The sequence below is a fragment of the Actinoplanes sp. CA-051413 genome, assembly GCF_050955795.1.
Lineage (GTDB): Bacteria > Actinomycetota > Actinomycetes > Mycobacteriales > Micromonosporaceae > Actinoplanes.
The window spans coordinates 8215074-8233597 of the sequence record NZ_CP192100.1; the positions used below are offsets into that span (position 1 = coordinate 8215074).

Annotated in this window: 14 protein-coding genes; 6 read left to right on the forward strand and 8 right to left on the reverse strand. The window is 71.9% G+C overall.

Going from position 1 to position 18524, the window contains the following annotated elements; genetic code table 11:
- Nucleotides 1–64 precede the first annotated feature (64 nt).
- Nucleotides 65–1093, reverse strand: a complete 1029-nt coding sequence (hemE, locus tag ACQP2Y_RS38725) for a uroporphyrinogen decarboxylase (protein WP_433721328.1) — start codon at nt 1091–1093, stop codon at nt 65–67.
- A gap of 86 nt (nt 1094–1179) precedes the next feature.
- Here hemE and ACQP2Y_RS38730 point away from each other — a divergent pair, with 86 nt between their 5' ends.
- Nucleotides 1180–1755, forward strand: a complete 576-nt coding sequence (locus tag ACQP2Y_RS38730) for a DUF3000 domain-containing protein (RefSeq protein ID WP_433721329.1) — start codon at nt 1180–1182, stop codon at nt 1753–1755.
- Nucleotides 1756–1992: 237 nt separating this feature from the next.
- On the opposite strand, the gene ACQP2Y_RS38735 is transcribed toward ACQP2Y_RS38730, so the two are convergent.
- Nucleotides 1993–2991, reverse strand: a complete 999-nt coding sequence (locus ACQP2Y_RS38735; protein WP_433721330.1) for a S1C family serine protease — start codon at nt 2989–2991, stop codon at nt 1993–1995.
- 168 nt (nt 2992–3159) lie between these two features.
- Here ACQP2Y_RS38735 and ACQP2Y_RS38740 point away from each other — a divergent pair, with 168 nt between their 5' ends.
- The 5 genes from ACQP2Y_RS38740 (at nt 3160) to ACQP2Y_RS38760 (ending at nt 10329) form a co-directional block, all read left to right on the forward strand.
- The gene (locus ACQP2Y_RS38740; RefSeq protein ID WP_433721331.1) at nt 3160–4500 is read left to right on the forward strand and encodes a ribonuclease D; all 1341 of its coding nucleotides are present in this window, start codon (nt 3160–3162) and stop codon (nt 4498–4500) included.
- Between the two features lie 257 nt (nt 4501–4757).
- Complete coding sequence (locus ACQP2Y_RS38745) at nt 4758–5951, forward strand: thiolase family protein (protein WP_433721333.1); 1194 nt, start codon at nt 4758–4760, stop codon at nt 5949–5951.
- The gene (locus ACQP2Y_RS38750; protein WP_433721334.1) at nt 5948–8017 is read left to right on the forward strand and encodes a 3-hydroxyacyl-CoA dehydrogenase NAD-binding domain-containing protein; all 2070 of its coding nucleotides are present in this window, start codon (nt 5948–5950) and stop codon (nt 8015–8017) included. Before ACQP2Y_RS38745 ends, ACQP2Y_RS38750 begins: the two co-directional genes overlap by 4 nt.
- 153 nt (nt 8018–8170) lie before the next feature.
- Nucleotides 8171–9274 (forward strand): hypothetical protein, encoded by a 1104-nt coding sequence (locus ACQP2Y_RS38755; RefSeq protein WP_433721335.1) that lies wholly within the window; start codon nt 8171–8173, stop codon nt 9272–9274.
- Nucleotides 9275–9441: 167 nt separating this feature from the next.
- A complete protein-coding gene (locus ACQP2Y_RS38760) occupies nt 9442–10329 on the forward strand; it encodes a DUF2637 domain-containing protein (RefSeq protein WP_433721336.1) in 888 nt (295 codons plus the stop codon).
- A gap of 102 nt (nt 10330–10431) precedes the next feature.
- On the opposite strand, the gene ACQP2Y_RS38765 is transcribed toward ACQP2Y_RS38760, so the two are convergent.
- From ACQP2Y_RS38765 to dxs, 6 genes are all read right to left on the reverse strand, one after another.
- Nucleotides 10432–11661, reverse strand: a complete 1230-nt coding sequence (locus ACQP2Y_RS38765; protein ID WP_433721338.1) for a sensor histidine kinase — start codon at nt 11659–11661, stop codon at nt 10432–10434.
- Nucleotides 11658–12350 (reverse strand): response regulator transcription factor, encoded by a 693-nt coding sequence (locus ACQP2Y_RS38770; RefSeq protein WP_433721340.1) that lies wholly within the window; start codon nt 12348–12350, stop codon nt 11658–11660. Before ACQP2Y_RS38770 ends, ACQP2Y_RS38765 begins: the two co-directional genes overlap by 4 nt.
- A 93-nt stretch (nt 12351–12443) precedes the next feature.
- Nucleotides 12444–13760, reverse strand: a complete 1317-nt coding sequence (locus ACQP2Y_RS38775) for a hypothetical protein (RefSeq protein WP_433721342.1) — start codon at nt 13758–13760, stop codon at nt 12444–12446.
- Between the two features lie 38 nt (nt 13761–13798).
- Nucleotides 13799–15124, reverse strand: coding sequence for a PQQ-binding-like beta-propeller repeat protein (locus tag ACQP2Y_RS38780; RefSeq protein ID WP_433721343.1), 1326 nt, complete (start codon nt 15122–15124; stop codon nt 13799–13801).
- A 2-nt stretch (nt 15125–15126) separates the two neighbouring features.
- Nucleotides 15127–16443: a PQQ-binding-like beta-propeller repeat protein gene (locus ACQP2Y_RS38785; protein ID WP_433721344.1), complete on the reverse strand. Its 1317-nt coding sequence runs from the start codon at nt 16441–16443 to the stop codon at nt 15127–15129.
- A 58-nt stretch (nt 16444–16501) separates the two neighbouring features.
- Nucleotides 16502–18427 carry a 1-deoxy-D-xylulose-5-phosphate synthase gene (gene dxs / locus ACQP2Y_RS38790; RefSeq protein WP_433721345.1) on the reverse strand — a complete coding sequence of 642 codons (1926 nt, stop codon included), beginning with the start codon at nt 18425–18427 and terminating at the stop codon, nt 16502–16504.
- Between the last annotated feature and the right edge of the window lie 97 nt (nt 18428–18524).

Sequence of the window (18524 nt, forward strand, 5' to 3'; positions counted from 1 at the left end):
GCGATGCTCCACGGCCACCGGGGTACTTCGATGTGACAGGCACAGCACGCACCTTCGCCGAGGCTCAGTCCCTATGGATCAGCTCCACGAGGCGGGTGAGGACGTCGGGGTCGGTTTCCGGCATCACGCCGTGGCCGAGGTTGAAGATGTGGCCCGGCGCCGCCTTGCCCTCGGCCAGCACCCGGCGGGCCTCCCGCTCCACGACCTCCCACGGCGCGAACAGGATCGCCGGGTCCAGGTTGCCCTGGACCGCCTTGTCCGCCCCGATCAGCGTCGTCGCCTCGTCCAGCGGGGTCCGCCAGTCCACCCCGACCACGTCGGCGCCGGCCTCACCCATCGCCCGCAGCAGCACCGCCGTGCCCACCCCGAAGTGGATCCGCGGCACTCCGGCGTCGGCCAGCCCACCCAGCACCTTGGCCGAGTGCGGCAGCACGTACCGGCGGTAGTCGGCCTCGGACAGCGCGCCCGCCCACGAGTCGAAGAGCTGGACCGCGCTCACCCCGGCCCCGGCCTGGACCCGCAGGAACGCCAGCGTGATGTCGGCCAGCTTCCCCAGCAGGGCGTGCCAGAGGTCCGGCTCGCCGTACATCATCGCCTTGGTCTTCAGGTAGGTCCGGGACGGTCCGCCCTCGATCAGGTAGCTGGCCAGGGTGAACGGCGCCCCGGCGAAGCCGATCAGCGGGATCGGGCCGAGCTCGGGCACCAGCAGCCGCACGGCCTCGTCGACGTAGCCGACATCGGCCGGCTCCAGCGGGCGCAGCCGGGCCACGTCCGCGGCCGTACGGATCGGCTCGGCCACCACCGGGCCGGTACCGGCCACGATGTCCAGGTCGACGCCGGCCGCGGCCAGCGGCACCACGATGTCGCTGAACAGGATCGCGGCGTCGACGCCGTGCCGGCGTACCGGTTGCAGGGTGATCTCGGTGACCAGGTCCGGCCGGCGGCAGGATTCCAGCATCCCGACCCCCGCGCGGATCTTGCGGTATTCGGGCAGCGACCGGCCCGCTTGTCGCATGAACCAGACGGGCGTGTGCGGCACCGGCAGGCCGCGGCAGGCCCGGACGAACGCCGAATCTTCGAGGATCGTGGTCACCCGCGACATCGTGCCACGTGAGTGAACGGCGTCGTGCGGCGCGCCGCGCGGGCCGGTACCGCGGTGATCGGCATAGGCTTCGAGGCATGGGTCCCACGTCCGCCGCACCCGAGGCGTTCACCCGCGCCGTCACCGGGCTGCGGGCTGCCGCGCCCCGCGAGGAGATCCTGCTCGAGGAGATCGCGGCGCCGCAGCGGCTGGCCCCGTACGGCTTCGCGCTGAGCGCCACCGTCCTGCGCGACGGTGACGAGGTGGCCAGCGGCCGGCTGATCCTGCTGCACGACCCGGCCGGTCACGACGCCTGGCAGGGCAATTTGCGGCTGGTCACGCTGATCACGGCGGAGCTGGAGTCGGACATGGCCGGCGACCCGCTGCTGCCGGCAGTGGCGTGGACCTGGCTCACCGACGGCCTGGAGCAGCACGCGGCGGCCTACACGGCGATCGGCGGCACGATCACCCAGACGACGTCGACCCGCTTCGGCGAGCTGGCCGGCCCGGCCCCGACCGCCGACCTGGAAATCCGCGCCTCCTGGACCCCGACCTCGGACGACCTGGGCGCCCACCTCCAGGGCTGGTGCACCATGCTCGCCTCGACCGCCGGCCTGCCCCCACCCGGCGTAACCGCCCTCGGCAACCGCCAACGAGCCTCATCCCCCGGCTGACCCACCCGCCGGCTTCCCGGCCCTTCGCTCCTTCCGGCCGCAACCAGAGTCGCACTGCGCCCGTCGGTGTCGAGGACGCCGAAAATGACTAGGCGCCCTTTGCCGTGGTCATTTTCGGTGGCCTCGGCACCGACCTCGTGGGGCGCAGTGCCCGCCGAAGCGGAGCGAGGCCATTCAACTCAGCCTCGGCACCGACCTCGTGGGGCGCAGTGCCCGCCGAAGCGGAGCGGAGGCCATTTAACAGACTTTGAAGGTGTCGCAGGCGGTCTTGATCGGGACGGCCAGGCCGATGCCTTCCGCGTCCCGGGCCTTGGCCGTGGCCAGCCCGATCACCTCGTCCGCGCTGTTCACCACCGGCCCGCCGGAGTTGCCCGGGTTGATCGGGGCGTCGAACTGGATCGTCGGGCCTTCCGAGTCGTCCGGCCGGTACGCGCTCACCACCCCGGTCGTCACCGTGTCCTCCAGGCCCAGCGGTGCGCCGACCACCACCACCTGCTGACCCGGCTTGACCGTGGCCGGCGCGGTGTCCAGGCCGGCGATCTTGCGGTTGGCGCGCAGCAGGGCCAGGTCGTTGCCCTTGCTGACCTTGACGATGGTCGCGGTCACCTCGTCCTTGCCGCGTTCCAGGAAGACCTTGCGGGCGCCGGAGTTCCAGACCGACTCGACCACGTGGAAGTTCGTCAGCAGGTTGGCCTGGCCTTCCGCCGCCTTGTCGCCGACCGAGAACGCCGTACCGGTGAAGTTGCCGGCCCGGACCCGGAAGACGCTCGGCAGCACCGACGACGAGATCGCCTCGGGGTCGAAGACCGCCGCGAGCTTCTGCTCGAGCTTGTCCGCCCGCTCGGTGAGCTGGTCCTGACGTTGCAGCGCGCCGGCCAGCTGGTCCGCGCTGGCGCCGAGCCGGCTGTCCACCCGGTCGAGCCGCCAGGCCTGCCAGCCGGCCACCAGGAGCAGCACCAGGACCAGGAGCATCGTCATCAGCCGGCTGCGGCCGCGGCCGTTGAGCACGGCCGGCTCGGTCGCCGGGTCGGCCACCACGGGGTACGCGGCCGCGCCGTCCGGCGACGGCAGGTACGGCGCACCGAACCGGCTCGCCGGGCGCGGATGACCGAACCGGGGCTCGGGCCGGTGCGCGGTAGCCCATTCGCCCGAGGGGTGGTCGGGCAGGCTGAGCAGCGGATCCTGCGGTGGCCGGCGCGGGCCCGGCACCCCGAAGGGGTCGTAGGCGGTCGTCATGCGGCGCGGGCCTCCCGAGTATCGACGCTCCGGTGTCTAGTACGGACGGGAAGGGGTCCGCGGACGGGCGTGCGCGGGCTTTCTTGAAACAGGCCGGAGTGGATCGAGGCCCGACGCGCCGGGACCCGGCTGCGCACACCGGGGGCGGTACCCCCGTACGGTTACGGAGTGACCGACGAAGCACCCCTGCGCCGTCGGGACGCGCCGGACCAAGCAGGGGACGGACCGCACGCCGTGCCGCCCGACCCGATGTCTGGCGGTCCCGAGAGCGAACCTGCCCGCACCTCCGTTCCCCTCACCGCACCCCGCGACGGCACGCCCCGGCCGGTCGAGACCGCCGATGAGCTGGCCGAAGTGGTCGCGCGGATGACCGCGGGCTCCGGCCCGGTGGCGGTCGACGCCGAGCGCGCGTCCGGCTACCGCTACACCCAGAAGGCCTACCTGGTGCAGCTGCGCCGGGCCGGGGCCGGCACGGTGCTGATCGATCCGATGCCGCTGGACGACCTGCGCACCCTGGACGAGGCCCTGGCCGAGACCGAGTGGGTGCTGCACGCGGCCAGCCAGGATCTGGCCTGCCTGGCCGAGGTGGGGATGAAGCCGCGCCGGCTGTTCGACACCGAGCTGGCCGCCCGGCTGGCCGGTTTCGAGCGGGTCGGGCTGGCCGCGCTCACCGAGCAGCTGCTGGGCTACTCGCTGGAGAAGCACCATTCGGCGGCGGACTGGTCGACCCGGCCGCTGCCGGAGTCCTGGCTGACGTACGCCGCCCTGGACGTCGAGCTGCTCACCGACCTGCGCGATCTGCTGGCCGCCGAGCTGGAGCGGCAGGGCAAGTCGGCGTGGGCCGCCGAGGAGTTCGCGGCCCTGGTGGCCAGCGCCGACCGGCCGCCACGCAGCCGGCCGGACCCGTGGCGGCGCACCTCCGGCATCCACCGGGTCCGCGGCGCCCGCGCCCAGTCCCGGGTCCGCGCCCTCTGGTACGCCCGCGACGGTGTGGCGGCCCGCCGTGACTCGGCACCGGGCCGGGTGCTGCCCGACTCGGCGATCATCGCCGCGGCCGAGCTGGACCCGAAGGACGAACGCGCGCTGCTGGCCCTGCCGGGCTTCGGCGGCCGGTCGGTGCGCCGGTTGGCCCGGGTGTGGCTGGACGCCCTGGACGCGGCCCGCGCGCTGCCCGACGACGAGCTGCCGGTCAACGTGCCGGTCGACGGCCCGCCCCCGCCGCACCGCTGGGCCGAGCGGGACCCGGTCGCGGCGGCCCGGTTGCAGCGCTGCCGGCAGGTCGTGATCGGTACGGCCGAAGCACACACCCTGCCCCCGGAGAACCTGATCAGCCCGGACTTCATCCGCCGGCTGGCGTGGTCACCGCCGGAGGACGTGACACCGCAGACCGTGGCGGACACGCTGCGCGGCTTCGGCGCCCGGAACTGGCAGGTGGGCCTGATCGCCGACGGCATCGCCAAGGTTCTCCCGGAGCCGCCCCCGGTCGTTCCACCGCCGCCGGCCGACTGATCCGCACATCGCCTGCCGCGACCGCTTGCCGGTCGCGGCAGGCGCCTTTTGGCCATGCAACCAGCCGGCAATCGGCGGGAGCGACGGTCAGCGCCAGGCAACCAGGCACGACCGGAAATTGATCTTGCTCTTTGTTCCTGGTCCCGGGCGACCGCGTGAAATTGATTTGTCTCTCACATAGCTTCAAAGCAGGAGCCGGGTAGGCAACAATGTTACCGGCGAGTAGCATGGAGTCCCCGCCTGCAAGGAGGCTTGTTGTGCCCCGAGTAAGCCGTGAGGTCGTCTTCGTCGACGGCGTCCGCACCCCGTTCGGCAAAGCGGGCGGCATGTATGCCGAGACCCGCGCCGACGATCTGGTGATCCGCTGCATCCGCGAGCTGATGCGGCGCAATCCGCAACTGCCGCCCGAGCGGGTGGACGAGGTGGCCATCGCCGCCACCACGCAGATCGGCGACCAGGGCCTGACCATCGGCCGCACCGCCGCCCTGCTGTCCGGGCTGCCCAAGACCGTGCCCGGCTACGCCATCGACCGGATGTGCGCCGGCGCCATGACCGCGGTGACCAACGTCGCCGGCGGCATCGCCATGGGCGCCTACGACGTCGCCATCGCCGGCGGCGTCGAGCACATGGGCCGGCACCCGATGGGCGAGGGCGTCGACCCCAACCCGCGGATCCTGGCCGAGAAGCTGGTCGACCCGTCCGCCCTGGTCATGGGGGCCACGGCGGAAAACCTGCACGACCGGCTGCCGGGCATCACCAAGGAGCGGGCCGACGCGTTCGGCCTGGCCTCGCAGGAGAAGACCGCCAAGGCGTACGCGAACGGCAAGCTCCAGCCCGACCTGGTCCCGGTGGCCGTGCGCGACGCCGAGCAGGGCTGGGGCCTGGCCACCGCCGACGAGGCGCCGCGGGAGACCTCGATGGCCAAGCTCGCCGGCCTCAAGACCCCGTTCCGCCCGCACGGCAAGGTCACCGCGGGCAACGCGGCCGGCCTCAACGACGGCGCCACCGCGGCCCTGCTGGCCAGCGAGGACACCGCCCGCGAGCTGGGCCTGCCGGTCGCCATGCGGCTGGTCAGCTACGGCTTCGTCGGCGTCGAGCCCGAGGTCATGGGGTACGGCCCGATCCCGTCGACGGAGAAGGCGCTGCGCCTGGCCGGCCTGACCATCGACGACATCGGCCTGTTCGAGCTCAACGAGGCGTTCGCCGTGCAGGTCCTGGCGTTCCTCGACCACTTCGGCATCGCCGACGACGACCCGCGGGTCAACCCGTGGGGCGGCGCGATCGCCATCGGCCACCCGCTGGCCAGCTCCGGCGTGCGGCTGATGACCCAGCTGGCCCGGCACTTCGAGGAGCACCCCGAGGTGCGGTACGGCATCAACGCCATGTGCATCGGCATCGGCATGGGCGGCACTGTGATCTGGGAGAACCCGAACTGGGAGGGAAACAAGTGACGGCGCTTCCGGACTACCCGAACGAGGTCGTGACCAAGGCGCTGCTGCGTCTGGTGAAGGTGCCGGGGCTGGACAAGCCCGCCGCGCTGATCACCCTCGACAACGGCCTGGACTACAAGAAGCCGAACAGCTTCGGCCCGGCCGGGCTGCGCTCGCTCGACGAGGCGATCACCAAGGCCACCGAGGCCGAGCCGGCGTTCATCGCGCTGACCGGCAAGCCGTACATCTTCTGCGTCGGCGCCGACATCACCGGCATGCCGTTCATCACGCAGCGGGAGCAGGCTGTCGCCCTCGGCGAGCTGGGGCACGCGGTCTTCGCCCGGCTCAAGAACAGCAGCATCCCGACGTTCGCGTTCATCAACGGCGCGGCGCTCGGCGGTGGCCTCGAGGTCTCGCTGCACTGCCACTACCGCACGGTGTCGACCGGTGCCGCGGCGCTGGGCCTGCCCGAGGTCGCGATCGGCCTGATCCCCGGCTGGGGCGGCAGCCAGCTACTGCCCAACCTGATCGGCGTTCCGGGCGCGGCCCAGGTGATCCTGCAGAACCCGCTGACCCAGAAGGTGCTCCGGCCCAAGCAGGCCCGCGAGCTGGGCATCGCCGACGAGCTCTTCGAGGCGGCCGACTTCCTCGAGCGCTCGCTGGAGTGGGCCACCGGCGTCGTCAAGGGCGAGGTCACGGTGGAGCGCCCCGAGGTCGACAAGGACATGTGGGACGGCGTGCTCTTCTTCGCCAAGCAGCAGCTCGACGAGCGCCTGCACGGCGCGGTCCCGTCGGCCAACAAGGCCCTCGAGCTGCTCGCGCTGGCCAAGGACGCCTCCTTCGAAGACGGCACCGCCGCCGAGACCCAGGCGCTCGCCGACCTGATCATGGGCGACGAGTCCCGCGCCAGCCTGTACGCGTTCGACCTGGTGCAGCGCCGCGCGAAGCGCCCGGTGGGCGTGCCGGACAAGTCGCTGGCCCGCAAGGTCACCAAGGTCGGCATCGTCGGCGCCGGCCTGATGGCCTCGCAGCTGGCCCTGCTCTTCGCCCGCCGCCTGCAGGTGCCGGTGGTGATGACCGACCTGGACCAGACCCGGGTGGACAAGGGCGTCGACTACGTCCGCGGCCAGATCGACAAGATGGTCGGCAAGGGCCGGATGGACGAGGGCACCGCGGCCAAGCTGCGCGGCCTGGTCAGCGGCTCGGTCGACAAGTCGGTCTTCGCCGACGCCGACTTCGTGATCGAGGCCGTCTTCGAGAACCTCGACCTGAAGAAGCAGATCTGGGCCGAGCTGGAGAAGATCGTCACGCCCGAGGCGATCCTGGCCACCAACACGTCCTCGCTGTCGGTGACCGAGATGGCCGCCGACCTCGAGCACCCCGAGCGGGTCGTCGGCTTCCACTTCTTCAACCCGGTCGCGGTGCTGCCGCTGCTCGAGATCATCAAGGGCGAGCGCACCGACGACGCGACGCTGGCCACGGCGTTCGCGGTCGGCAAGGAGCTGCGCAAGTCGTCGGTGCTGGTCAAGGACGCCCCGGCGTTCGTGGTCAACCGGCTGCTGACCCGCTTCACCAGCGAGGTCTTCAGCGCGATCGACGCCGGCACCCCGCTGGACGTGGTCGACACGGCACTGGACCCGCTGGGCCTGCCGATGCGCCCGATCGCGCTGCTGCAGCTCGTCGGCCCGGCGGTCGGGCTGCACGTGGGCGAGACGCTGCACCGGGCGTTCCCGGACCGCTTCGGCGACAGCCCCAACCTCCGCAAGATCGTCGACGCCGGCCTGCCGCTGATGGTCGACGACGAGATCAACCCCGAGGTGGTCAAGCTGGTCGAGGGCGGTTCCGCCCCGCTGACCGGCGACGAGGTACGCCGCCAGGCGCTGGACGCGCTGGCGCAGGAGATCCGGCTGATGCTGGACGAGGGCGTCGTGGCCGAGGCACAGGACATCGACCTGTGCATGCTGCTGGGCGCCGGCTGGCCGTTCCACCTGGGCGGCGTCACGCCGTACCTGGACCGCAGCGGCACCTCGGAACGCGTGACCGGCAAGCGTTTCCTGCCGCCGGGCGTGGCAAGCGTGCCCGCCTGACGCGCTGTTTGTGAACGGACCGACGTCCCCGTGCCTGTCCCTTGGCCCGGGGACGTCTTCCGTACCAGCGGCAACCAGCCGGTACGCCGATGACCACCGCCCCCGGCCGACGACTAGGCTCCGACGTGCTGTAGCCCGATCGATGGAGCGTTGATGTCGCAGCCGCCGAACCAGCCCTACTCGGGCCAGCCCCACCCCGGCCAGTCCCAGCCCGGGCCGCCCTACCCGGGCCAGCCCCAGCCTGGGCAGGGTTATCCTGGCCAGCCGCAGTCCGGGCAGCCGTACTCCGGGCAGGCCTATCCCGGGCAGCCGCCGGGTGGTGAGCAGCCCTGGTCGAGTCCGCCGGGATCGGGTCAGCCGTACCCGGGCCAGCCGGGGTATCCCGGCCAGCCGTACCCGGGCCAGCCGAACCCCGACGTACCCGCCTCCGTGCCCCCGCAGCCGGGCTATCCCCCGCAGCCGGCCTACGGGCCGCCGTCGTACCCCCCGCCGGATTACACCCAGGTCGACTACAACCAGCCGGAGTACGCCCAGTCCGGCTACCAGCAGCCGGGTTACCCCCAGCCGGGCTACCCGCAGCCCGGGCCGATGCCGGGCTTCCCGCCGCCGAAGAAGAAGTCGCGGGCGCTGCCGATCACCCTGGTGTCGATCGCGCTGGTGCTGGTCCTCTGCGTCGGCGGCGGCACCGCCGTCTACCTGGCCGGCCGCAACACCGCCGAGGGCATCGCCGACGTCATCTCGTCGGCTGCTCCGACAACCCAGCCGCCCCGGCCGACCGAGCCGGCGACGCCCACGGCCACCATCAGCATCGTCGAGCCGAAGACGCTCGGTGGCCGGCCCAAGGTGACCGACCCGGCCTTCGCGGACCGGGTCGAGCAGCTCGAGAGCAGTCTCGCGCTGGTGCCCGGCGCCACCCAGACCGTCGGTGCGCTCTACGGCACGCCGGCGAAGCAGGACATCGTCGTGGTGGTGGCGGCCAAGACGCTGGTGCCCAACCCGAAGAAGGAGCTGGACAGCGCCTTCACCGGGCGGGGGGTTTCCGAGCTGAAACTGACCGGTGTGGCCAGCATCCCGGCCGGACCGCTCGGTGGCGTGGCGAAGTGCGCCAAGGGCAACGCCGGTGGGGCACCCCTGGCGATGTGCGGCTGGGCGGACGAGGGCAGCTCCGGCCTGGTGTTCTGGTACTTCACCTCGCTGAGCGACGCCAAGAAGGAGTTCATCAAGCTGCGGGGACAGGTCGAGAAGAAGTCAAACTGACACGCCGGTAGGCCGCGTCACACGTTCGCATCGCTCCTGACACGAACGTGACGCGGTCTATCGGGTTGCGCTCATCGATGCCGTACCGAAACATCGACGCGACAGGATGATCGGCCGGGTCCCGCACGGGTCCCGGTTTTTCGTTTCGAGATGGCAAGGAGCGTCCGGTGGTACTCCCGCAACTTCGCCGTGTCCGCTGGGCCGTGCGAGCGACCCTGGTCCTGGGCGTCGCGGCCTCCGTGGTCGCGAACGTTCTGCACGCCCTGGACAACCCGATCAGCCAGGCGATCGCCGCCTGGCCGCCGCTCGCCCTGCTGCTGACGGTCGAGCTGATCTCGCGGGTCCCGGTCCACCGCCGCTCCCTGGCCTTCGCCCGCCTGATCGCCACGGCAACCATCGCGGGCATCGCGGCCTGGGTCTCCTACTGGCACATGGCGGGCGTAGCAGCCCGCTACGGCGAAACAGGCGCCTCCCCCTACCTCCTCCCCCTGTCAGTAGACGGCCTGATCGTCGTAGCCAGCATCTGCCTCGTCGAACTAGCCGGCCGCATAACCACCCTGGAGACCGAGGCCCGAGCCACAACCACCAGGCCATCAACTCCCCCGGCCGACATCCAAGTGGCCGACACTCCCGTGGCCCCAAATGATGGCCGCGAGGACAGCCTGACCGTGCCCGGCCTCATCCCCATGCCCTCGGCCGCCAACACCCGCCGCGGCCCCACAACAACGGCAGCCCTGGCAGAAGTAGCCGCAGCACTGCCGCGAAAGACCCTGCCGAAACCCCGCGGCGCCGAAGTTTCCGCCTTCGCACCAACCCGCAAAAACAGAGTCACGGCATCAACTTCCGCGCCGGCCACCAAGGCCACGAACGCCGCAAAGCCGCCGGCCAAGTCCCGCCGAACCCCGGCCCAGACCCTGGAAGCAGCCGCGAAGATCAAGGCCGCCGATCCGGACATCACCGAGACCGACCTGGCGGCGCAACTGGGAATCAGCGCATCCCGCTGGCGCACAATCCGCCGCCAAGCAGACCAGGCCGACCTACGCCTCGCAGCCTGAAGCGAATCCCCCAGCAAGACCAGCACAGGTTTTGGGGGCGGGGATGGCCCACGCAGATATCAAGCCTGACGAGCTGCGTGGGCCATCCCCGCCCCCAAAACCTCACCCAGGCGCAACCCCAAGCCCCTTGGCCCGAGGAACGGTAGCGGAAGCGGCAACAACAGGAGTGGTGTCAGCAGCAGGCAACCGAACGGTGACCTCAAGCCCCCCACCAGCCTGAGCAACAGCCGAAACAGTCCCGCCATGAGCGTCACAAACCGCCCGGACAATCGACAACCCCAACCCGGAACCCCGGGACCCGGTCCGCTCCCATCCACCCCGGCGGAACGGCTCGAACAACCCAGGAACATCCCCCGGATCCACCTCATACCCGGTGTTCCCCACCACCAGCCGGGCGTGCCCGTCCGCGTTCTCGGTGCGCAGCCACAGCTTGCCCATCAGATGGTTGTAGCGGATCGCGTTCTCGATCAGATTGCCGGCGAGCCGGTCCAGCAGGCTCGGGTCGCCGACCACCGGCGCCGCCTGGAGGTCGGTCGTCACGTCGAGTTTCATCCGTTCCGCCTCGGCCTTGACCGCTGACAGCGCGTTGTAGACGCTGGTGGCCAGGTCGGCCGGCACCTTGCGGACCAGCCGCCGCCCGGACTGGGCCTCGCTGCGGGCCAGCACCAGCAGCGCGTCGACCAGGCCGTTCGCGCGTTCGGAGGCGTTGCGGACGACCTTGGCCATCCGGCGGTATTCGGCCACGTCGGCCTCGTCGTCGCTGAGCGTCACGTCGATCTCGGTGCGCATGACCGCCAGCGGGGTGCGCAGCTCGTGGGACGCGTTGGCGACGAAGCGTTTCTGGGATTCGAACGCTCCGGCCAGCCGGTCGAGCATGGCGTCGAAGGTGCGGGCCAGCTCGGCCACCTCGTCGTCCGCCCCGGAGTAGCGGATGCGCTGGTCCATCGTCTCCTCGCCGAGGCGTTGCGCGGTCGCCGTCACGAAGTGCAGTGGGCGCAGTGCGCGGCCGGCCACCGCGTACGCGCCCGCGATGCCGATGATGCCGATGGCGAAGAGCGCGATCAGGCCTTTGATCAGCAGTTCCTGGGACGCCCGGTCGACCAGCTGGGTCTGCCAGGTGAGCGCGTCGAGGCGGTTGCCGTTGTCGAGCACCACCTGCGTGCCGGGTTGCAGCTGGTCCGACGGGTGCAGGGCGTCGCCGACGAGCAGCCAGGCCAGCAGCACCAGGATGGCGCCGGCACCGACCAGCAGGATGCCGTTGAGCAGGGTGAGCCGCAGGCGCAAGGTGGGCCGCAGCCGCATCTTCTCGCGCCGGCTGGCGTAGACCGTCATACCGGGCCGCCGGCGGGCAGCACCACGACCGGTTCGGGCACTCGGTAGCCGGCGCCGACCACCGTCTCGATCAGCGGCGGGTCGCCGACCTTCTTGCGCAGGGTCATCACCGTGACGCGGACCGTCGTGGTGAACGGGTCGGTGTTGGCGTCCCAGACGCGTTCGAGCAACTCCTCGCTGGAGACCACCCCGCCGCGCGCCTTGAGCAGCTCCTCGAGGACGCCGAACTCCTTGTTGGTCAGGTCGATCGGGGCGCCGCCGCGGGTGACCACCCGGCGGGCCTGGTCGAGGATCAGGTCGCCGACGGTCAGCACCGGCGGCGCGGCCGGGGTGGCCCGCCGGCCGAGAGCCTGGACTCGGGCCACGAGCTCCTCGAACGCGAACGGCTTGGGCAGGTAGTCGTCGGCGCCGAGCTGCAGTCCCTCGACCCGGTCGGCCACGGTGACGCTGGCCGTGAGCATCAGCACCCGGGTCAGCGCCCCGGAGGCGACCAGGGCGGCGCAGATCTCGTCGCCGTGCATGCCGGGCAGGTCCCGGTCCAGCACGACGACGTCGTAGCGCGTCACGTACGCCATCTCGTGCCCGGTCAGTCCGTCGTACGCGACGTCGACCGCCATCCCCTTGCGGCGCAGCCCCCGGGCGATCGCGTCACAGAGGTTCCGCTCGTCTTCCACCACCAGCACGCGCACCCGGGGCCCTCCGCGTTCGAAAAATGTGGATCCACCGCACAGCCTTGCCGCCGGCCCGTAAAGAGGCCGTGAGTGCAGGCTACCGGGCAGTTACTACTCGGTCAGGGGCCAGATTGCGACGGCGGCGTCGATGCGGCGGCAGACGAGCACGTCGGTCGTGGCCTGGCAGTCGCCGGAGACGGTGGTGGCCGTGCCGAGCACCCGTACGGTGAGCCGCGCCGGGTCGAGCAGCGCGTAGAAGACGATGTCGTCGCCGATGCGCTGCCGCAGCCCCACCACGGTCCCGTCGGCCCGGGGTGGCCCGGCGGCCCGCCAGGCGCCGAAGTCGCCGTGCACGGCGCCGGTGCCCGGCTCGACCACCGCCAGCGGGTAGCTGCCTTCCAGCCCTTCGTTGCCGCTGACCAGCAGATACGTCCCGGCTTCGGCGGCGGTCGTCCAGCGCTTCTCGGTCCAGCGCAGCCGGCCGGTGCCGGGGTCGAGGGCCTGCACCCCGCCGCGGTATCCGAAGACGCAGATGGCGTCGAGGCAGTCCTGCACCCAGCGCCCGGACAGCTCGACGGTGCTGTGCCAACGCGGCACGAGCCCGGCCAGTGTGTACGCGGTGATCCCGCCGAGCCCGCCGATGAGGACCAGGTCGCCGGTGGGCCACACGGTGATGCCGCGCCGGGACCAGCCGGACGGCGCGTCGGCGTCGCCTTCGGTGACCAGGGTGCCGGTCGCGGTGTCGCGGACCTCGATGTGCCCGTCCGTGGTCGCCGTGATGAGCCGGTGCGGGAAGCCGTCGGTGAGGGCGGCCGGAGTCGTGTATCCCTGGGACGGCTGCTCGAAGGACCAGCGGGTGCGTCCGGTGGCCAGGTCGAGGCCGAACCAGTGCAGGTCGCCGTACTGGGGGCTGTTCTCCCGCAGCAGCACCAGGTCGTCCGGCACCGAGACGCTCAGCAGCCGGGCCGGGGCCCGCCAGAGCGCCCGATCCGTGCCGGCCGTCAGCGCCACCGTCGCCTCGGCGCCGACGGTGTCGACCTGGTACGACACCAGCACCGTCGACCCCACCGAGGTGACCTGGAAGATCGCCCCCGTGACGGCGACCGTGGTACGCGACTGCAACTCCCCGGCCGGCAGCGCGTACGTGCTGACGATCTTGTGCTGGATCGCGGGGTCGTTGGTCTCGGGGCCGGCGCTGACGACGTAGAGGCGGTCCTGCTCGACGAACATGTTGTCGCCGAGGCGGGCCGGCACGATGACCGGTCCGACGGGGGCCGCACGGGCCGCCGCGCCGCCCAGGACGACCAGCAGGACGGTGGACAGGGCGGCCAGCGCGGCCCGGAAGCGGTGCGGCCGGTTGCGGGACGCCACGGTCTCGCTCGGCAGCGTGCCGTGCTGCTCACCGAGGTCGATCAGGACGTCGCCCACGCCGTCATTGTGCGCCCGGCAACCGGTTTCCGCGTGGGTCAGGCGCGGAAGGCCCACACCTCGACACGGTCCCCCACCCGGCAGGCGACCACTCCGGGGACGGCCTGACACTGCACGGTCATGTCGGGCAGGCGGCCCAGCAGCTGGACCTCGGTCGCGCCCGGCCGGAGCAGACCGAAGACGGTGGTCCGGTCCTTGTTCAGGTGGCTCAGCAGGAAGGCGCCCCCGGCCTGCACCGGGAATTGGTACTGCCACGGGGAGAGGTCGATCAGCGGCCGGCCGGTGCCGGCGTCGGCGGTCCGCACCGGAGTGGTCATCCCCTGCAGTTCGAGCACCGCGTCGGGGCCGAACGCGATCAGGTCCGTGTCGGCGATCCGCCAGCGGTCGGCACCGGTACGCGGATCCAGCACGACCATTTCGTCGACCTTGCTGACGCAGAGCAGCCCGGAGCAGACGCTGGAGTTGCCGGCCGGGTCCGGCCTGTTCTGCCGCCAGAGCTCGCCCAGGGTGTCCAGCGCGTACGCGATCACCGGCCCGCCCGTGCCGAAGGAGCCGTAGTGCACCAGCACCGTGTTCCCGATGACCTCGCCCGCCTCGGCCCGTACGCCGTCGAGCAGGGGTATGGCCCGCTCCCGCAGCACCTCACCGGTCGCCGGGGAGATCAGGCTCAGCTTGTCGGAGGAGAGCACCACGACGCCGTTGCCCGGGTCGGCCGTCCAGGCGGTGAAGACCGAGCCGGGGAAACTGAGCGTCCACCGCCGGGCCCCGGTGCTGAGGTCGAGGCCGCGCAGCTCCGTACGCCGCGCCGGCTCGGTGTGCAGGGACCCGCTGTTGGTGCCGTAGAGCTGGCCGGGGTCGCCGGACGCCGGGTCGTACTCGGTGCCGGGGCGGAAGATCTCCTCCTCCACGTACGCGACCGTGTCGCTGACCGGCTGCACGGCCACCGGCGACGTCCACCGCACGGCTCCGGTGCGGGCGTCGAGCACGGTGACGCTGCGCTCGGCTCGCACCACGGTGATGTCGGGCGTCGCCTCGGCCACGAAGAACGGGTCCTCGTTCGTGCTGCTCCGGTAGCTCCAGAGCCGTCGCAAGGGCTGGGCCTGCCAGGCAGTGAGCGTCCGCGGCTGGGCGTCGAGATCCATCGCGTACAGGATGCCGCCGATCAGCTGGAAGTCGCCGCTGGCCGGGACCGGCACCGCGCCGACGCGCTGCCAGATCGTGGCGGCCGGCGGAGCCGCACCGCCGAGCGCGAGCAGGAGCAGGGCAGCCAGGGCGAGACCGGCCCGGCGGTAGAAGTACGCGGGCGGTGGCGTGGCCGGAGCGGGCGGAGCCGGGGTCTCGGGGCTCAGCTCGATCAGCGCCACGCTCATTCCTTCCGCCGGTAGGCCCACACCACCAGTTCACCGGTCGACTCCCGGCAGACCAGCCGGTCGGGCACGGACTGGCAGTCGCCGGTGCCGGCCGGCAGATCGGCCAGCAGCTCCGGTCGCGCGCCACCGGGGGCGGCGGCCGCGACCATGGTACGGCTTCCCGAGTCGACCAGCCTGGTCACGAGCAGGTGGTCGCCGCCGCCGGGGCCGGAGACCAGCCGCCAGCCGTGCAGGTCGACCAGCACCTGCCCGGTCGCCGGATCGATCATGCCGACCGGGTCCGTCTCCCCGGCCGGCGTCCCGTACGCGATGACCGTCGCGCCCCGCTGCTCGATGCTGCGCCAGCCGGGCTGGAACCAGCGCTGGAGGCCGCCGCCGGGTTCGACGGCGCGGACCCCGTCCGGCCCGGTGAGGCAGATGAGCGTTCCGCAGGGGCTGACCCCGAACGCGTACCCGGCGGGCCGGCTCCAGCGCTGCTGCAGCGTCACCGGGTCGAAGGCGGTGACCATCCGGCCGGTGGGTGTGGGGTGCCGCAGCACCAGCAGCCCGCCCGCGACGCTGGGGTTGTCGGGGCCGTAGTCGGCGGGCGGCAGCTCGGCGCTGGTGAGCAGGCGGCCGGTGTCGAGGTCGTGCACGGCGGCGGTGCGGTTGTCGTGCATGAGCAGCATCCGTGGTCCGCTGTCGTCCGGCCCCGGCACGCCCATCAGCACGGCTGTCGAGGGGACGGTCACCTGCCAGCGAGTGGTGCCGGTAGCGGGCCCGACCGCGTCGACCGGACCCTGCACCCGGCGCCCGGAGCCGGAGCTGCGTACGCCGGAGACCGCGAGCAGGGCGCTGGAGCCGGGGATGGTGACGACGTTGCCGGAGCGCCGCCACTGGGCAGCGCCGGTCCGCAGCGAGACTGCCGTGGTGCCCGGGTCACCTTGGTTGCCCGACCAGGGCCGCATCAGCACCAGATCGGCGCCGGTGCGCAGCCGGTACGTCGGCGACGCGGAGCCGGCCTGCCAGTTGAGCCGCCCGTCACCCAGGTCGTACGAGCTGAGCGTCCCGTAGGTCTGCGCGAGCAGGTCCCCCCGGTCGGTCAGTGTGTACGGGTCCGCCGGGCCGAACGGCAGCGTCAGCACGGCTGTCAACGCGGGTGGTGGCGGTGCCGCCGAGGCCGCTGACGACAGCAGCACGATGACCGCCAGCAGCACCGGGGCGAACCAGTCCGGCGTGGTGGAGCGAGCCGGCCGGGCGTACTCCTCCGGCTCGCCCCGGGCCAGGCCGAGATCGATGATTACCGTATTGCCGCCGAATGTCTCCGCCGCCATGCCCCAAAGGTAACGGGCAGATAACGAAACGGCTCGTTGACCTTCAGCGGCCGGGCGCTCAGCGCTGCGGCTGGTGCTCCGCGGCCGGGTCCTCCAGCTGCGAGACCCACTCGGTCACGTCGCGGGCGATGTCCTGCGCCGTGAGACCCAGTGAGGCGAGGATCTCGGCGCGGCTGCCGTGCGGGTGGAAGCCGGCCGGCACCCCGAGATCACGCAGCGGCACGTCGACGCCGGCGTCGCGCAGGGTGCTCGCGACAGCCTCGCCCACGCCACCGGCCCGGATGCCGTCCTCCAGGGTCACCACGAGGCGATGCCCCCGGCTCAGCCCGGCCAGCTCGATCGGCACCGGGCGGACCCAGCGCGGGTCGACGACCGTGACGCCGTACCCCTGCTCGGCGACCCGCTCGGCGACCTCCATGCCCAGCTTGGCGAACGCGCCCACCGCGACCAGCAGGATGTCCTTGCGCTCGTCCTCGCGCAGCACGTCGATCGGGCCGACCCGGCGCAGCGCCGGCAGGTCGGCGGCGACCGAGCCGCTCGGGAAGCGCACGATGGTCGGGCCGTCGTCGACGGCGACCGCCTCGCGCAGCTCTTCGCGGAGGGTGGCGGCGTCGCGCGGGGCGGCGATCCGCAGGCCCGGCACGGCGCCGAAGACGCTCATGTCCCAGATGCCGTAGTGGCTCGGGCCGTCCGGGCCGGTGATGCCGGCGCGGTCCAGGACGATGGTCACCGGCAGCTCGTGCATCGCCACGTCCAGCAGGACCTGGTCGAAAGCGCGGTTGAGGAACGTCGCGTAGACGGCGACCACCGGGTGCAGGCCGCCCATGGCGAGACCGGCCGCGGAGGTGACCGCGTGCTGCTCGGCGATGCCCACGTCGTAGGTGCGCTCGGGATACTTCTTCTGCAGGGCGGCGATGCCGGTCGGCTCGGCCATCGCGGCGGTGATGCCCACGATGTCGGGCCGCTCGTCGGCGATCGCGACCAGCTCGTCGGCGAAGACGTTGGTCCACTTCACCGAGGGCTTCGCGGTGAGCACGCCGGTCTGCGGGTCGAACGCGCCCGGGCCGTGCAGGCAGTCGGCCTCGTCGTCCTCGGCCGGGCGGTAGCCGTAGCCCTTGCGGGTCACCGCGTGCACGATGACCGGGGCGTTGAAACCCTTGGCCCGGCGCAGCGCCGACTCCATGGCCTGCACGTCGTGCCCGTCGACCGGCCCGATGTACTTGATGCCGAGGTCCTCGAACATCGGCTGCGGGCTGACCGCGTCCTTGATGCCCTTCTTGACCGCGTGCAGCACCTCGTAGACCGGCTTGCCGACCACCGGGGTCGAGCCCAGCGCGTCCTTGACCAGGTCGAGCACCCGCTCGTAGCCGGGGTTGAGGCGCAGCGTGGAGAGGTGGTCAGCGAACCCGCCGATGGTCGGCGCGTACGAGCGGCCGTTGTCGTTGACGATGATGACCACGCGGTTCTTGGCCGCGGCGATGTTGTTGAGCGCTTCCCAGCACATGCCACCGGTGAGCGCGCCGTCCCCGACCAGGGCCACCACGTGCCGGTCCTCGCCGCGCAGGGTGAAGGCCTTGGAGAGGCCGTCCGCGTACGACAGGGCGGTGGAGGCGTGCGAGTTCTCGATCATGTCGTGCTCGCTCTCGGCCCGGCTCGGGTAGCCGGAGAGGCCACCGCGCTGCTTCAGCCGGTCGAAGCCGTCCTGGCGGCCGGTCACCATCTTGTGCACGTAGGCCTGGTGGCCGGTGTCGAACAGCACCCGGTCGCGCGGGGAGTCGAAGACCCGGTGCAGGGCGAGCGTGGTCTCCACGACGCCGAGGTTGGGGCCGAGGTGGCCGCCGGTGCGGGAGACCTTGACGACCAGGAAGTCGCGGATCTCCGCGGCGAGCAGGGTCAGCTGATCGGGATCGAGGCGCTTGAGATCGCCGGGGGTCTTGATGCCCGGGAGGATGCCGGCCGTCGTCTGATCACTGCGCTCGCTCATGAGGAGTCAGTCTATCGGCGGATCGCCCGCGCGCATCCGGCGCAAACGGTCACAGAGACGTCCTCCACAAAACCTGCACAAGCGGCTCGTGGTGACT

Bases quoted from the DNA above. Each gene is read 5' to 3' on its own strand.
- ACQP2Y_RS38785 (WP_433721344.1), bottom strand. From the start codon at position 16,443: ATGGCGGCGGAGACATTCGGCGGCAATACGGTAATCATCGATCTCGGC.
- ACQP2Y_RS38735 (WP_433721330.1), bottom strand. From the start codon at position 2,991: ATGACGACCGCCTACGACCCCTTCGGGGTGCCGGGCCCGCGCCGGCCA.
- ACQP2Y_RS38755 (WP_433721335.1), top strand. From the start codon at position 8,171: ATGTCGCAGCCGCCGAACCAGCCCTACTCGGGCCAGCCCCACCCCGGC.
- ACQP2Y_RS38765 (WP_433721338.1), bottom strand. From the start codon at position 11,661: ATGACGGTCTACGCCAGCCGGCGCGAGAAGATGCGGCTGCGGCCCACC.
- dxs (WP_433721345.1), bottom strand. From the start codon at position 18,427: ATGAGCGAGCGCAGTGATCAGACGACGGCCGGCATCCTCCCGGGCATC.
- ACQP2Y_RS38730 (WP_433721329.1), top strand. From the start codon at position 1,180: ATGGGTCCCACGTCCGCCGCACCCGAGGCGTTCACCCGCGCCGTCACC.